At 70.8% G+C, this 14,834-nt stretch carries 18 protein-coding genes; 14 read left to right on the top strand and 4 right to left on the bottom strand.

Annotation, left to right across the window (positions count from 1 at the left end; all coding sequences use genetic code 11):
* Positions 1-122 precede the first annotated feature (122 nt).
* From K8O92_05755 to K8O92_05740, 4 genes are all read left to right on the top strand, one after another.
* Positions 123-968, top strand: a complete 846-nt coding sequence (locus K8O92_05755) for a redox-sensing transcriptional repressor Rex (protein UAK33467.1) — start codon at positions 123-125, stop codon at positions 966-968.
* Positions 965-2,407 carry a glutamyl-tRNA reductase gene (locus K8O92_05750; protein ID UAK33466.1) on the top strand — a complete coding sequence of 481 codons (1,443 nt, stop codon included), beginning with the start codon at positions 965-967 and terminating at the stop codon, positions 2,405-2,407. Before K8O92_05755 ends, K8O92_05750 begins: the two co-directional genes overlap by 4 nt.
* A gap of 2 nt (positions 2,408-2,409) precedes the next feature.
* Complete coding sequence (gene hemC, locus K8O92_05745; GenBank protein UAK35461.1) at positions 2,410-3,459, top strand: hydroxymethylbilane synthase; 1,050 nt, start codon at positions 2,410-2,412, stop codon at positions 3,457-3,459.
* 145 nt (positions 3,460-3,604) lie between these two features.
* Complete coding sequence (locus K8O92_05740) at positions 3,605-5,167, top strand: bifunctional uroporphyrinogen-III C-methyltransferase/uroporphyrinogen-III synthase (GenBank protein ID UAK33465.1); 1,563 nt, start codon at positions 3,605-3,607, stop codon at positions 5,165-5,167.
* Between the two features lie 459 nt (positions 5,168-5,626).
* Here K8O92_05740 and K8O92_05735 read toward each other — a convergent pair whose 3' ends face one another.
* The 3 genes from K8O92_05735 to K8O92_05725 all read right to left on the bottom strand — a co-directional run bounded on the left by K8O92_05735 (position 5,627) and on the right by K8O92_05725 (position 7,658).
* Positions 5,627-5,899 (bottom strand): hypothetical protein, encoded by a 273-nt coding sequence (locus K8O92_05735; protein ID UAK33464.1) that lies wholly within the window; start codon positions 5,897-5,899, stop codon positions 5,627-5,629.
* 120 nt (positions 5,900-6,019) lie between these two features.
* Positions 6,020-6,829 carry a sel1 repeat family protein gene (locus K8O92_05730; protein ID UAK33463.1) on the bottom strand — a complete coding sequence of 270 codons (810 nt, stop codon included), beginning with the start codon at positions 6,827-6,829 and terminating at the stop codon, positions 6,020-6,022.
* A gap of 46 nt (positions 6,830-6,875) precedes the next feature.
* Positions 6,876-7,658 carry a hypothetical protein gene (locus K8O92_05725; protein ID UAK33462.1) on the bottom strand — a complete coding sequence of 261 codons (783 nt, stop codon included), beginning with the start codon at positions 7,656-7,658 and terminating at the stop codon, positions 6,876-6,878.
* A gap of 204 nt (positions 7,659-7,862) precedes the next feature.
* Here K8O92_05725 and hemB point away from each other — a divergent pair, with 204 nt between their 5' ends.
* From hemB to K8O92_05695, 6 genes are all read left to right on the top strand, one after another.
* Positions 7,863-8,840 carry a porphobilinogen synthase gene (hemB, locus tag K8O92_05720; protein UAK33461.1) on the top strand — a complete coding sequence of 326 codons (978 nt, stop codon included), beginning with the start codon at positions 7,863-7,865 and terminating at the stop codon, positions 8,838-8,840.
* Between the two features lie 5 nt (positions 8,841-8,845).
* Positions 8,846-9,361 carry a hypothetical protein gene (locus tag K8O92_05715; GenBank protein UAK35460.1) on the top strand — a complete coding sequence of 172 codons (516 nt, stop codon included), beginning with the start codon at positions 8,846-8,848 and terminating at the stop codon, positions 9,359-9,361.
* Between the two features lie 324 nt (positions 9,362-9,685).
* Entirely contained in the window at positions 9,686-10,168 is a 483-nt protein-coding gene (locus tag K8O92_05710) for a hypothetical protein (protein ID UAK33460.1), read from the top strand.
* Complete coding sequence (locus K8O92_05705) at positions 10,165-10,416, top strand: hypothetical protein (protein UAK33459.1); 252 nt, start codon at positions 10,165-10,167, stop codon at positions 10,414-10,416. The genes K8O92_05710 and K8O92_05705 overlap by 4 nt, the downstream gene beginning before the upstream one ends.
* A gap of 57 nt (positions 10,417-10,473) precedes the next feature.
* Positions 10,474-10,698 (top strand): hypothetical protein, encoded by a 225-nt coding sequence (locus K8O92_05700; protein ID UAK33458.1) that lies wholly within the window; start codon positions 10,474-10,476, stop codon positions 10,696-10,698.
* Positions 10,699-10,864: 166 nt separating this feature from the next.
* A complete protein-coding gene (locus tag K8O92_05695; GenBank protein UAK33457.1) occupies positions 10,865-11,086 on the top strand; it encodes a hypothetical protein in 222 nt (73 codons plus the stop codon).
* 22 nt (positions 11,087-11,108) lie between these two features.
* Here K8O92_05695 and K8O92_05690 read toward each other — a convergent pair whose 3' ends face one another.
* Complete coding sequence (locus K8O92_05690) at positions 11,109-11,495, bottom strand: hypothetical protein (GenBank protein UAK33456.1); 387 nt, start codon at positions 11,493-11,495, stop codon at positions 11,109-11,111.
* A 174-nt stretch (positions 11,496-11,669) separates the two neighbouring features.
* Between K8O92_05690 and hemL the strand changes: the two genes are divergently transcribed.
* From hemL to K8O92_05670, 4 genes are all read left to right on the top strand, one after another.
* Positions 11,670-13,007 (top strand): glutamate-1-semialdehyde 2,1-aminomutase, encoded by a 1,338-nt coding sequence (gene hemL / locus K8O92_05685; GenBank protein UAK33455.1) that lies wholly within the window; start codon positions 11,670-11,672, stop codon positions 13,005-13,007.
* Positions 13,008-13,303: 296 nt separating this feature from the next.
* Complete coding sequence (locus K8O92_05680) at positions 13,304-13,930, top strand: histidine phosphatase family protein (GenBank protein ID UAK35459.1); 627 nt, start codon at positions 13,304-13,306, stop codon at positions 13,928-13,930.
* Positions 13,927-14,568 (top strand): TlpA family protein disulfide reductase, encoded by a 642-nt coding sequence (locus K8O92_05675; GenBank protein ID UAK33454.1) that lies wholly within the window; start codon positions 13,927-13,929, stop codon positions 14,566-14,568. The genes K8O92_05680 and K8O92_05675 overlap by 4 nt, the downstream gene beginning before the upstream one ends.
* Positions 14,565-14,816 carry a hypothetical protein gene (locus K8O92_05670; GenBank protein UAK33453.1) on the top strand — a complete coding sequence of 84 codons (252 nt, stop codon included), beginning with the start codon at positions 14,565-14,567 and terminating at the stop codon, positions 14,814-14,816. The genes K8O92_05675 and K8O92_05670 overlap by 4 nt, the downstream gene beginning before the upstream one ends.
* The last annotated feature ends 18 nt before the right edge of the window (positions 14,817-14,834 follow it).

Here is a 14,834-nt window from a genome sequence, read left to right as displayed (position 1 = left end):
ATGCCGAGGCTGCGGAGCCGCCCCGAAATCCGAAACTTCGACACCATGGCACCGGACCGCCCCCGGGTCAGAGGGGTCGAGCGACGAACCGGTGCCCGAGCCCGGTACGAGGAGCCGACGACGTGACAGAGCAGCATGAGGCGCCAGGCGGCGTCTCCGGCAGGGCTCTGCAGAAGGACATCCCGCAGGCCACCGTCGCGCGGCTGGCTACCTACCTTCGGGTTCTCGCCATGTTGGCCGACGACGGTGTTGCCATCGTATCGAGTGAGGAACTGGCTGTCGCGGCGGGTGTCAATTCGGCCAAATTGCGCAAGGATCTCTCCTTCCTCGGCCCCAACGGCGTTCGCGGCGTGGGCTACGACGTGGCCAAGCTCCGCTCCCGGATCGAAGACGTGCTGGGGCTGTCGAAGGGCCACCGTGTCGTCCTGGTCGGCGCGGGCAACCTGGGCCGGGCGCTGGTCGGCTACGGCGGGTTCCGGCGGCGCGGTTTCACCGTGGTCGGCATCTTCGACAGCCATCCCGAGGTGATCGGCATGTCGGTCGCCGGTCTGGTGGTGCGCGATGTCGCCGAGCTGGCAAGCGCGGTCGCCGAGCTGGAGCCGACGATCGCGGTCATCACTGTTCCCGACGACGCCGCCCAGGACGTGTGCGACCGGCTCGTCGCGGCCGGACTGCAGTCGATCCTGAGCTTCGCCCCCCGCGAGCTGGTCGCACCGGCGACGGTCGAGGTCCGTCGCGTCGACTTGGCCGTGGAGATGCAGATGCTGTCGTTCGAGCGGGTACGCAACGCGGAGCAGACCCCACTGCCGGAGGTGGCGCACGCCGGATCGGGGCGCATCGCGCATCGGCTGCCGTCGCCGCACGCGGCGCCCGCGCACCCGGCGCTCCAGCACTCGGCAACCTCGCATACGACAACCTCGCATACGGCAACGGAGCCAAACAGCAAGGGATCGGTGGTCACACCATGAGTGTTCTCCTCGTCGGCATCTCGCACCGCAGCGCGCCGGTTCCGGTGCTGGAGAAGGTGGCCGTCACCGATGCCGACCGGCCGAAGCTGATCGACCGTCTACTCGCATCCAGTCACGTGTCCGAGGCGATGATCGTCTCCACCTGCAACCGGGTGGAGGTCTACGCGGTGGTCGACGCCTTCCACGGCGGTCTTGCCGAAATCGGCGACCTGCTGACCAAGCACTCCGGGCTGCCGATGCCCGATCTGACCAAGCACGCCTACGTTCGCTATTCCGAGGCCGCCGCCGAGCATCTGTTCGCGGTGGCCAGCGGCCTGGACTCGATGGTGGTCGGCGAGCAGCAGGTACTCAGCCAGATTCGCGGCGCCTACGCCTCCGCCGACGCGCAGCAGGCGGTCGGGCGGACACTGCACGAATTGGCGCAGCACGCGCTGCGGGTCGGCAAGCGGGTGCACGCGGAAACCGGCATCGACCGCGCGGGCGCGTCGGTGGTGTCGGTCGCGCTGGATCGTGCGCAGCAGGTGCTCGGCCCGCTGGCGGGCCGCACCGCCGCGGTCGTCGGTGCGGGCGCGATGGGGGGTCTGGCGGTCGCGCACCTCTCGCGCGCCGGAATCGGCCGGATCATCGTGGTGAACCGCACTCTCGGGCGGGCGCGCAGACTCGCGGAGACCGCGCGAACGCACGGTGTCGAGGCCGATGCCGTGGAGCTGTCGCGGCTCACCGAGGCGATGTCGGCCTCCGATGTGGTGGTCACCTGTACCGGCGCGGTCGGCGCGGTCGTGACCCTCGCCGACACCCACCGTGCGCTCACCGAACGCGAGCGCGGCGAGGAATTCGCCACGGTGGAGCGGCCGTTGGTGTTCTGCGATCTCGGCTTGCCGCGCGATGTCGAGCACGCCGTGGCGGGGCTGCCCGGCGTCACGCTCATCGACATCGAGAGCTTGCAGCGCGAGCCGGCCGCAGGCGCCGCCGCCGACGACACCGCGGCCGCCCGCTCGATCGTCGCCGACGAACTCGCCAAATACCTCGCCGGACAGCGGATGGCCGAGGTCACCCCGACGGTGGCCGCGTTGCGCCAGCGCGCCGCGGAGGTGGTCGAGGCCGAACTGCTCCGCCTGGATTCGCGGCTGCCCGGCCTGGCCGACCCGGAGCGCGACGAGGTCGCGCGCACGGTGCGCCGGGTCGTCGACAAACTGCTGCACGCGCCGACCGTGCGGGTCAAGCAGCTCGCGTCCACGCCGGGCGGCGACAGCTACGCCGAGGCGCTGCGCGAATTGTTCGAACTCAAGCCCGGTGCGGCGCAGGCGGTCGCCGCGCCGATGGAGATCACCGCAGTCACCGGCGATGGCGCCGAAATCACATTGGCCGACGGGGATATCGCGCTGGCCGACGACTTCACCGCGGGCCATCGCGGCGAGGAACAGGGGCAGACGGCATGACCATGGTGCACCGAGAAGGCAGCGCGACCACGGAGGGCACCCGTACGCCGTGGCGGATCGGCACCCGGGGCAGCCTGCTCGCGCTCACCCAGGCGGGCACGGTGCGTGACGCCCTGATCGCCGCGGGGCAGCCCGCCGAGCTGGTCGTGATCAAGACCGCCGGTGACCTCTCGTCGGACCCGGTGCAGAAGATCGGCGTCGGCGTGTTCACCTCCGCGCTACGCGACGAACTGGCGGCGGGTGCGATCGACATCGCCGTGCACTCCTACAAGGATCTGCCGACCGCGCAGGACCCCCGCTTCACCATCGCCGCCATTCCGCCCAGGGAGGACCCGCGCGACGCGCTGGTCGCCCGCGACGGGCTGGTACTCGGCGAGCTGCCCGCCGGCGCCAAGGTCGGCACGTCCGCGCCGCGCCGCGCCGCCCAGCTGCGGGCGCTCGGGCTGGGCCTGGACATCGTCCCGCTCCGCGGCAACCTGGACACCCGGCTGCGCAAGGTGAGCGAGGGCGAGCTGGACGCCGTCGTGGTGGCCAGAGCCGGACTTGCCCGCATCGACCGGCTGGACGCGGTCACCGAGGCGCTGGAGCCGGTGCAGATGCTCTCCGCCCCCGCCCAGGGCGCGCTCGCGGTGGAATGCCGCAGCGACCACGCCGCCCTGGTGGAGATCCTGTCCGGCTTGGACGACGCGGCCACCCGCGCGTCGGTCGTCGCCGAGCGGTCGTTGCTCGCCGAACTGGAGGCGGGCTGCACCGCGCCGATCGGCGCGCTCGCCGAGGTCGTCGAATCGCTCGACGACGAAGGGCGGATCGTGGACGAGCTCTCGCTGCGCGCGTGCGCGGCGGCGGTCGACGGATCCGACGTGCTGCGCGCGTCGGTGGTCGGCGACCCGGCCGACGCCGAGGAGCTCGGCCGTGCGCTTGCCCGCGAGTTGCTCGACATGGGCGCGCGCGAGTTGCTCGCCGTCGAACCGGACGACGGTTCCCCCACCCGGGCGGTGAGTTCGCCCACCACAGACTTGCCCAACCCCAGCCCAATGGAGAACAGCCGATGAGCGAGTGCCAGCGAGCGAACAACAGGCACAGCCGAGCTCTCGCTCGTGACGGAGCCGAGCGACAGCGAGGCGGAGTCATGAGTGAGCGAAACATAGGCACCGAGCCCTCGGGCATGCCGGAGCCGAGCGAAAGCGAGGTGCTGGCATGAGCCGAGCGACGAAGAAGCACCCCGGTCGGATCCTTTTCGTCGGATCGGGCCCGGGTGACCCGGCGCTGCTCACGGTACGAGCCCGTGAGGTGATCGGACGGGCGACGCTGGCGTTCACCGACCCGGACGTCGACAAGGGCGTGCTCGCCCTCATCGGCACCGCGGTCGAACCAGGGCCCGACGGGGAGCGTCCCGTCGACGTGCGGCCCGCGCTCGGCGAGCCCGCCGAGGTGGCCAAGACGCTGATCGCCGAAGCGCGCGGCGGCCACGACGTGGTGCGCGTCGTCGCGGGCGACCCGCTGACCACCGACTCGGTGATCGCCGAGGTCAACGCCGTCACGCGGTCGCACATGGTCTTCGAGGTGCTGCCCGGCCTGCCCAACGGCTCCGCGGTCCCCAGCTACGCGGGCATCGCGCTCGGGTCCGGGCACACCGAGGCCGACGTGCGCGGCGAGGTCGATTGGGCCGCGCTGGCGGCCGCACCCGGCCCGCTCGTGCTCCACGCGACCTCCGGGCATCTCGCCGAGACGGCGAGCGCCCTGGTCGAGCACGGCATGGCTCCGCAGACCCCGGTCGCGGTGACGGTACGGGGCACCACCCGCCAGCAGCGCACCATCGAGGCCACCCTGGCCACGCTGAACAGCGCGGCCTCCGAGCTGGTCGGCCCCTTGGTGGTGACCATCGGCAAGGTGGTCGCGCACCGCTCGAAGATGTCCTGGTGGGAGTCACGCGCGCTGTACGGCTGGACCGTGCTCGTGCCGCGCACCAAGGATCAGGCCGCGGAGATGAGCGAGCGGCTCGTCACGCACGGCGCCATCCCGATGGAGGTGCCGACCATCGCGGTCGAGCCCCCGCGCAGCCCCGCCCAGATGGAGCGCGCGGTCAAGGGGTTGGTCGACGGGCGCTACCAGTGGGTGGTGTTCACCTCCACCAACGCGGTGCGCGCGGTCTGGGAGAAGTTCGCCGAGTTCGGTCTCGACGCGCGGGCGTTCTCCGGCGTGAAGATCGCCTGCGTCGGCGAGGCCACCGCGGACAAGGTGCGCTCGTTCGGCATCAACCCCGAGCTGGTGCCCAGCGGTGAGCAGTCCTCCGAAGGCCTGCTGGCCGACTTCCCGCCCTACGACGACGTGTTCGACCCGGTGAACCGGGTACTGCTGCCGCGCGCCGACATCGCCACCGAGACGCTGGCCGAAGGGCTGCGCGACCGCGGCTGGGAGATCGACGACGTCACCGCCTACCGCACGGTGCGCGCCTCGCCGCCGCCCGCGGAGACCCGCGAGATGATCAAGACCGGCGGCTTCGACGCCGTCCTGTTCACCTCGTCCTCCACGGTGCGCAATCTGGTCGGCATCGCGGGCAAGCCGCACGCGCGCACCATCGTGGCGTGCATCGGCCCCAAGACCGCCGAAACCGCCATCGAATTCGGCCTGCGCGTGGACGTGCAGCCCGAGGTGGCCCAGGTCGGTCCGCTGGTCGAAGCGCTGGCCGAGCACGCGGCCCGGCTGCGTGCGGAGGGGCTGTTGCCGCCGCCGCGCAAGAAGAGCCGCCGCAGCCGGTAACCGGGTCGGTCCTGGCAGCTCCTATCGTGAACAGCGCATGCTCGGTTTCGCTTCGCTCGACCCCGGAGCTTGGTCAGTGTGCTGAGGTCAGGGGCGGCCGTTGTGGCCTGGTCGCCAGGCGGATATGCGTGCTGCCGCGTCACTCGGCCTGGAGTAGAGGAGGGCGCACCGCCCTACCGTGGCGGAGGCTGCAGAGCCGATGGTCGGCCGCACCTCCGCGCGTTGGGCGCGGTCGTGCCGATCACGGCTCGAGCTGGGCCGGGGAGTTCGTTCGTGAACACCCCGCACGGTTGCCAGCAATCCGTCGAGAGCCGGTCAGGTCGGCGGTTTCCCTTGCCCGCGCGCCGCTCCCTCACTGCTACGGCGATTCAGCACGGCCGGCCGGCCGATCCCGGCCGAAGTGTGCTCGGCCCGGGCATATCGGATCGGCGCGCGGCGGGCAGCGTCACCTATCCGGTCTCAGTACCGCTTACGCATCAGGGTGCGAACCATGGAACAGGTGGCGTCGGAGGGCGGTCTGATGCCGATCACTTCGGCGGTGTGCCGGATCCGCTTGTTCGTGGCGTAACTCGGTGCGTAGACGCCCGAGTCCAGCAGCGCGATCGCCAGGCGCATCGCCTTCAGCCGCCGGTTGTGCATCACGTACCACGCCCGGGGGCGGCCCGCGGGCAGCGGGCGCTTCTGCAGCGGTGCGTAGGGGCGATCGATGAGAACGGTTTGCGGTGTGCGCATTGGCATCCCTCCCGTGGCGATCGGGGGCAGGCGAGCCCCCTCGAACGTACCTTCGATTCTACCTTCGGGTACCGACAAACTTCGCTGGCCACAAAGGTTTTCGAGCCGCAGCGGGTGGGTTCACAGATCGTGCAGCAACCGCAGCGACTGTGGATGTCCCAGTGCGGCGGCACGTTCGAGCCACTGCCGTGCTTCCCGCTGCGCGGGCGTGCGGCCGGTCGCGATGGCGGCGGCGGTTCGCAGCACCTCGGGATCGGTGAGATCACCTGCCAGATACGGCGTATTCGACGCGCGCAGCAATAGTGCGAGGTGGAACATCGAGTCCGGGTCGCCCGCTTCGGCGCCCTTGCGCAGCCAGCGCTCACCCTCGATCCGTTCTCCCCGGTCCAGATGCAGGGCACCCAGCACCGCCAACGCGTCGGTTCTTCCGCGGCGCGCGGCCTCGGTGAGCAGTTCCATCGCGCGGTCGGTTTCGCCGCGGCGCGCCAGGTGCAGGCCGAGACTGCGCATGGCCGTAGGGTTTCCGGCACGGACCGCGCGTTCGTACCACTGCTCGGCCTCGTCGTCCCGGCCGCGCCGATTGGCGAGAACGCCCATGTTGCAGAGCGCTTCGGGCAATCCCCGATCGGCGGCGGGACGCAGCCAGCGCTCGGCTTCATCGAGATTTCCACGTTCCACGTGCAGCAGGCCCAGCTGCACCCCCGCGGGCTCGTTGCCGCGCGCGGCGGCGTCCTCCAGCCAGCGGATCCCCTCGCCGAGCCGGCCGTCGGCTCCCAGCAGCGCGCCCAGCATCCCCATCGCGGGCACGCTGCCGCCCGCGGCGGCCCGGCGCAGCCAATGCTCGGCGCCCGCGGCGTCGCCCGCGTCCCACAGCGCCTCGGCGCGCCGTTGCATGGCGAGCAGTTCGACCTCACTCGGCGGCTCGGTCATCTCAGCACCCTCGCCTCGCGACACTCCGCGACAATCACGCTCCCCATCATCGCGCCTGCTCGACCGGGGCACGGTACCCGTGCTCGCGCGCGTACGCGGCCAGCTGCGCGTCGTAGTTGCGCAGGCTGTCCAGCAGCCAGGTGTGTCCAGTGTCCTTGACGACCACGATCGGCCCTCGGGTGCCCGGCGGGAACGTGGGGACGGCGCCCTCGGTGTACCAGGACGTGGTCGACCAAGGGAAGATGAAGGCCCAGCCGATGTCGGCGACTCGCTGCGGCGGTCCCAGCTGCAACGGATCGGCCGGGGTGGAAATTCGCGCGCTGTGCTCGGCGAGGGCATGCCGCGCGCTGTTGCGGGCCACCCGCACGTCCAACGGTCCGGTGGAGGTGTTCGGGAACGGCAAGGTCGCCTCGGCCGCGGCCAGCAGCCGTCGGCCCGCCTCCGGAGCGACTGGACACGGCCTGCTGCGCAGGCCGACGAAGACGGTGCGGGTGTCGGAGAAACGCAGCTGGACGAGGACGTCCTCGGTGCCGCCGACCAGGTGGGTGCCCCGGCTGCGCGCCCATTCGGGCTCGTCGGGATAGATGCCGAGGGTGGCAAAGGCAACGTGCGCGCAGGGCATAACCTGCGGCTCGGCCGCCTGCCGTGCGACGAACTCCACGCTGATGTTTTCCCAGCCGCCGTCGGCGTCGTACCAGATCCGCAACGCGGCCGCGGGCGTGGGCAGGCCGTCGGTGAGCACCGGCCACCAGTCCGACAGCAGCACCGCCACCCACGACTCGAAGTCGGCGGCTCTGGCCAGCGAGATGTCGATGTGCGGATCGGTCATCCTGTCCCCCAGCGGGTCTCGCCTAGTCGGAGTATGCGCCTTCGCGCGGGGGTGGAGGTGAGATTTCACACACCGTTATCAGTCGGATGACGTGTCTTGTCGGCGGGTCGCGCGCGGCGGCTGTCCCAGAGAGCCGGGACGAGGGTCCGGCGCCGCCCACGGGTGCTCGCGACAGCGGATCGCACCGGGCGTATCGTGCGATTCATGACCGGAATGGACCGCCCGCGGCGGTTGCGCCGTACCCCGGCTTTGCGCCGTCTCGTGGCCGAAACCACACTGGAACCACGGCAATTGGTACTGCCGATGTTCGTGGCCGACGGCTTGGCGGAGCCGCGCTCGATCAGCTCCATGCCGGGCGTGGTGCAGCACTCGCTGGACTCGCTGCGCAAGACGGCTGTCGAGGCGGTCACGGCGGGTGTCGGCGGCATCATGCTGTTCGGTGTGCCGCGTCCGGAGGACAAGGACGCCGTCGGCAGCGCGGCCAGTGATCCGCAGGGCATCCTCAACCGCGGACTGCGCGTGCTCGCAGACGAGGTGGGGGGCTCGACCGTGGTCATGGCCGACACCTGCCTGGACGAGTTCACCGACCACGGCCACTGCGGTGTGCTCACCGCCGAAGGCACGGTCGACAACGACGCGACGCTGGAGCGGTACGTCGAGATGGCCCTCGCCCAGGCCGAGGCCGGGGCCGACCTGCTCGGTACCAGCGGCATGATGGACGGCCAGGTCGGCGCGATCCGGCGGGGCCTGGACGCTGCGGGGCGCATCGACACCGGCATCCTGGCCTATTCCGCGAAATACGCCTCGGCGTTCTACGGCCCCTTCCGGGAGGCCGTCGGTTCCTCGCTGGAAGGCGACCGGCGCACCTACCAGCAGGACCCGGCCAACCGCCGCGAAGCCATCCGTGAGCTGGAGCTGGACTTGGCCGAGGGCGCGGACATCGTGATGGTCAAGCCTGCGATGTCGTATCTGGACATCCTGCGCGAGGTCGCCGATCGCTCGACGGTCCCGGTCGCTGCCTACCAGATCTCCGGTGAGTACGCGATGATCACCGCCGCCGCCGAGCGCGGCTGGATCGACCGCCGCGGCGCCGTCCTCGAGTCGTTGTTGGGCATTCGCCGGGCCGGTGCGGACATCGTGCTCACCTACTGGGCGACCGAGGCCGCGCACTGGCTGTCGTGACGAATATGGCGGGACCGTTCGCCGCGGGCCCGGTCCGTCCCCCGATGCCGGAGGATGTCGGTACCGCGCGGCAGCTGTGGTGGGGTGTCATCGGCTTCGGCGTGGTGCAGTTGATCGCCTCGATCGTCGCCGCGCTGGATCGTCGGCGCACTTTCGCCGAAGAGGTGTTCGAGCAAGCCAGGGTGCAGGATCCGCAGGTCACGTTGGCCAGCGCCGAACTGATGGTGTCGCTGGTCTACGTGTTCGTCGTCCTGCTCGGCCTGGGCGTCGCGGCGCTGGCTTCGGTGATCGTGTACCAGTTCGGGCGCGGCAAGCTGTGGGCGCGCACCATGCTGACGGTGCTCGGCGCGTGGGTGGTCGTGATCGGCGTCGGCGCGTTGCTGGCGATCGAGGCGGTGACCGGGACGGCCTCGCTCGTCGCGGGCGGCGCTTCGATCGTGCAGGCCGTGCTCGCCGCCGGTGCGATCTATCTGTCCCACCGGCCCGAATCCACCACGTACTTCCAACTGGGCAGGCGCTGAGCGCCTGGATGGAACACGTTCCCAATTTGTCCGAGACAGTCCGGCATGTATGGTGAGGGTTGTCACAGTGGACGTGGGAACCGGTGGTCTTTTGTCGTGCGTTGACTCGCATTACGTGCGTGATCTCGGCAGACGGCTCCGGAGGATCGGAGGCATCGATGCGAGTGGTGATCCAGCAGCCGCACAGCATTCGGCGGGATCTGGCCGTCTTGAGCCTGCTGATTCTGTTCGCCGTGCTGACCGTCGCCGTGCTGTTGCTGCCCGGCCTGACTCGCTGATTCCGCTTTTCGTCGCGTCGGCGCGCGCTGCCGTGATGGGCCTGGCGTGACCGCCGCGACAGTCCTGTTCGTCGAGCCGGGCGCTCGCTGGCGCGCGGTGGCCTACGGGCCGATCCTGTGCCTCGCGGTTCTCGTCCTGGAAATCGTCACCGGTGGCGCCGTGCACTGGTTCGCCCTCGTTTTCTGTGCCGCGCTGATCGCGGGCTTCGTGGCGTTGCAGGTGGTCGCGGGCAAGCGGCACGTCAGCGTGGAGCTCACCACGGAGACGCTGCGTGCGGGCACCGAATCGCTGCCGCTGTGCTCGATCGCGGAAGTCCTTCCCGAGCGGGACGAGGACTCCTGGGACGAGCAAGAGTGGGAATCGGCACGAGCGCTCGGTGAGCTGACCGGCGTGCCGCGCCGCCGCACCGGCATCGGATTGCGGCTGGCCGACGGCGGCTTGGTGCAGGCCTGGGCCAGAGACCACAAGACGTTGCGCACGGCGTTGACCGAAGCCGTGGAGCGCAGTGCGGATGGAGCGGACCGATGAGGCGCTGGATAGTCGCGGTGCTCGTGGAACTGGACCTGTTCGTACTAGCCCTGCTGGGGGCGGTGCTGAGCGCGCGCACCGGCGTGCGCACCACCGACTTCGCGCCGGCGGGCGACGCCCCGGCTTTCACCGCGACCCGCTACGCCGGACCTTGGTGGCTGTTGGCCGCCGCGCTCGTCGCGGTGGCAGGCGTGCTCGCCATCGACGCCGCGGCCCGGATCGTGCGCGGTCTGCGCGCCGGGCGCTGATCGGCGCGAATACGCTTGCCGCCGTTTGACGTGGGGGAGCACGGGAACGCCAACTCCATGAAACCAATCGTCCAGCGAACACTTTTCGGCGCGGTGGCGACCGGTGTGATCGCCGCGGCCGTGCCCGCCACCGCGTCCGCCGAAACCGTTCCGGCGCCGCCTGTTCCGGCGACACCGGTATTCGCGGCCACTCCGCCCGCGCCGTTGCTGCACGCCTTGCCCACGCCGCTGGCCTGCCTGGTGACCACCGGGTTCGCCAAGTTCTGCCTGGGCCTGACGTAGCCGCAGGTTGCCCAGCGAAGCGTTGCGCACGGCGCGACGAGTTACCGTGTGACCGCGCGCTGTCGGGTGCCCGACGCCCACCCGGCCGCACTTTGGCCGGAGTGCCCCTGTGGCCGTTAGTATTTCGGCCGTAGTTCGAACGTGCGTCGATGAAGGAAAGTGCTTGATGAACCGGTTCGCCGTGAAGATCTGTGCCGCGTTTGCCGTGGCCGCCGCCCTCGGGATCGGGGCCGCGCCCGCGGGCGCCGACCCGGGACTGCCCCTGGAGGACGCGAGCCCGGTCGACGCGCCGATCCTCGTGCCGGACTCCGGTTCGGCGGGCCCCTACAACGGGTTCATGTGCTTCCTGCACACCATGTCGGCGCAAGTCCCCTGCATGTACGCCTGACGGCGGAGGCGCGGGCGCCCGCTCAGTTCCAGTGCTGGTAGACGTCCAGCACGCGGCCGTTGCGGGCGCCGGGAGCGTTCAGATACACGGTGACCGTCCCGTCCGGATGGCCGGCCGCCTCCAGGACCACTTGGCGAAGCGTGGCGTGCACCGCGCCGCGCTCGTCCCGGTGGATCGCGGAGTCGCTTTTCAGCCCGGCGCCGATCCGGTTCGGCGGGACGACCATGGTGACCAGCGCTGGAATGGGTCCGGCGGCCAGAGCGGCGGTAGCCGTGTGGTCCAGGGGGATGGCCAGTCGCGCTTGGTCGAGTTGATCCAGCGGCTGCGCGGCGGCGGACCCGGCGCCGAGGGCCACGATGGCCCCCGCGACGACGGCGAGCACACCCACGCTGACGATGGCAATCCGCATGCAGACCCTCCCTGGCGGTGGACGAATGTGAGCTGAGACTACGCACCGGCAACCGTTCAGCGATCAAAATTCGCGCGAACATCACCTCGGCGTGTTGCCGGGCGGCTGCGGCCTGCATCACTGCACTACACCCTGTCGTCGAACCGATTTTCCGGTGCTGAGAGACTGGAAAGCGTGAGTTCTTCTCCGCGCGTGACCAGTGCAGCGGTGCCGGTTTCCGCTCAGCTCTTCGACCGGGCGAGTTCGGTGATTCCGGGTGGCGTCAACTCTCCGGTACGGGCATTTCGATCCGTCGGCGGCACACCGCGATTCATCGCCTCGGCCGACGGCTGCACGCTCGTCGACGCCGACGGCAACGAGTACGTGGACCTGGTCTGCTCGTGGGGGCCGATGATCCTCGGCCACGCGCACCCCGCGGTCGTCGAGGCGGTGCGCAGGGCAGCGGGCGGCGGCCTGTCCTTCGGGGCGCCCACCGAGGCCGAGATCGAACTCGCCGAGGCGATCGTGCAGCGGGTCGCGCCGGTGGAACGGGTGCGACTGGTGAACTCCGGCACCGAGGCCACCATGAGCGCGGTCCGGCTGGCCCGCGGCTACACCGGCCGCACCAAGATCATCAAATTCGCCGGTTGCTATCACGGCCACGTCGACGCGCTGCTGGCCGACGCGGGCTCCGGTGTCGCCACGCTCGGACTGCCCACCTCGCCGGGCGTGACGGGCGCGCAGGCGGCCGACACCATCGTGCTGCCCTACAACGACCTCGAGGCCGTCGCGGACGCGTTCGCCGCGAATCCCGGCGAGATCGCCTGCGTGATCACCGAGGCGGCGGCGGGGAATATGGGCGCGGTCGCGCCGCTGCCCGGCTTCAACGCCGGTCTGCGCACGCTCGCCACCGAGCACGGTGCGCTGTTGGTCATGGACGAGGTGATGACGGGCTTCCGGGTCAGCCGCGCGGGCTGGTTCGGCAGGGAAGGCGTCGCGGGCGACCTCTACACCTTCGGCAAGGTGATGAGCGGTGGGCTGCCCGCGGCCGCGTTCGGCGGGCGCGCCGAGATCATGAATCACCTCGCGCCGCTCGGGCCGGTCTACCAGGCGGGCACGTTGTCCGGTAACCCGGTGGCGGTGGCCGCGGGCCTCGCCACGCTGCGGGCGGCCGACGACGCGGTCTATGCCGCGCTGGACCGCAACGCGCAGCGGCTCGGCGATCTGTTCACATCGGCGCTGACGGCCGCAGGGGTCGGGCACCGAGTCCAGTTCGCGGGCAATATGGTGAGCGTGTTCTTCGCCGAACGCCCGGTCACCGACTACGCCGCCGCCAAGGCGAGTCAGACCTGGCGCTACCCCGCGTTCTTCCACGCCCTGCTCGACGGCGGCGTGTACGCGCCGCCGAGCGCGTTCGAAGCGTGGTTCGTCTCCGCGGCGCTCGACGAGGACGCGTTCGACCGTATCGCTGCCGCCCTGCCCGCCGCCGCGCACGCGGCGGCGGCCGCCACCCCCGAAGGATCCCGCGCGTGAGCTCCGATCTCGATCAGCCCGATGCCGACCGGCGCGATCTAACCAAGCCGTCCGCCGAGCTTGATGTGTCCGCGACGAACGGTGCGGTCGCCGCGGCGCCTGCCGCCGCTTCCGCCGCGGAAGCCACAGTGATCGACGCGGGTGCTCACTTCGCGGCGGCCGCCGGGTCGAACGCCCCGGTCGGCGCGGCGCGCGAAGGGGACGAGGCAGCCCCGGCCGAGAACGAGGCCGGGACCGAGCGCGCCGACAGCCGGACCGGCGCGGCCGAACGGGCGCACGACGGCGGCGCCGCCCCGATCGAGACCATCGTGCACGTGTTGCGGCACGGCGAGGTGCACAACCCGAACGGCATCCTCTACGGCCGCCTGCCCGGTTTCAGCCTCTCGGTGGCGGGGCGAGCGCAGGCCGCCGCCGTCGCGCGGACTCTGGCCGATCACGACATCGCGCTGGTCATCGCCTCCCCGCTGCAGCGCGCCCAGGAGACCGCCGAGCCGATCGCCGCCCAGCACGACGTCATCGTGCGCACCGACGAGAACCTCATCGAGGCGGGCAACACCTTCGAGGGCCTGCGCGTCTCGGTCGGTGACGGCGCACTGCGCAAGCCGCGGCACTGGTGGAAGCTGCGCGACCCATTCACCCCGTCCTGGGGCGAGCCCTATCTGCAGATCGCGCACCGGATGCTGGCCGCGGTGAACAAAGCCCGAGTCGAAGCGGCCGGGCGCGAGGCGGTGCTGGTGTCCCACCAGCTACCGGTGTGGACGCTGCGGCGATTCCTCCAGGGGCAGCGCCTCTGGCACGATCCGCGCCAGCGGCAATGCTCACTCGCGTCGCTGACCTCGCTGGTCTATCACGGCGACACGCTCGTCGACATCGTCTACTCCGAGCCCGCAGGCGGTTCGGACCCCTCGGTACACGGCGCATGACTCGCTCCACCGCGTTCCCCACTCCGCCCTCGGCACGCCCCGGACGGGTGCTGCCGGTGCTGCTCGCATGCGTGGCGCTGATCGCCGCGCTCGCGGGTTGTTCGACCGGTTCGGACGCGGTGGCCTCGGGTGGCACCTTCGAATTCGTCTCGCCCGGCGGCAAGACCGACATTCTCTACGACCCGCCCGCCTCGCGCGGCACCATCGGTGAACTGGCCGGCCCGGACCTGATGACAGCGGGCAAGACCATCGCGGTGGAGGACTACGCGGGCAAGGTCGTGGTGCTCAACCTGTGGGGCCAGTGGTGCGGGCCGTGCCGCGCGGAGGCGCCCGCCCTGGAGAAGGTCTACGAGGCGACCAAGGACAAGGGCGTCGCCTTCCTCGGCATCAACGTCCGCGATCCGCAACAGGACAAGGCCCAGGACTTCATGGTCGACAACAAAGTCGGCTACGCGTCCATCTACGACCCGTCGATGCGCACCTTGCTCGCGCTCGGCGGGAACTTCCCTACCAGTGTCATCCCCACCACTCTGGTCCTCGACCGGCAACATCGGGTCGCCGCGGTCTTCCTGCGGTCCCTGCTGGCCGAGGATCTGCAGCCAATTGTCGAACGCATCGCCTCGGAGGAAAAACAGTGAATCGCGACCGTCGCACCCGCCACCTGCGCGCCTGCCGGCCCCGGCAGGGCGCTCGACGCATCGGCGGCGGATGGGCCGTCGACGACCGGTGGGCGGGTATCGCCACCGTGCCGCGGAGCGTCGCCGCCGAGTCCTTGCTGGACTTCGCGGTGTTCGACGGGGCCGAGGAACCCGCCGCCACAGAGCGGAAGGTTTCGCCGCGCCGCGCCGCCGGACGCTCGCAGGACACGCGGGAGGAATCGGTGTGACACCCGAGCGCAACGCGC

It is taken from the genome of Nocardia asteroides (assembly GCA_019930625.1).
In the GTDB taxonomy this organism is placed as follows: Bacteria; Actinomycetota; Actinomycetes; order Mycobacteriales; family Mycobacteriaceae; genus Nocardia; species Nocardia sputi.
Note: the sequence above shows the minus strand (reverse complement) of the source record. Positions and strands in the feature narration are given on the sequence as shown.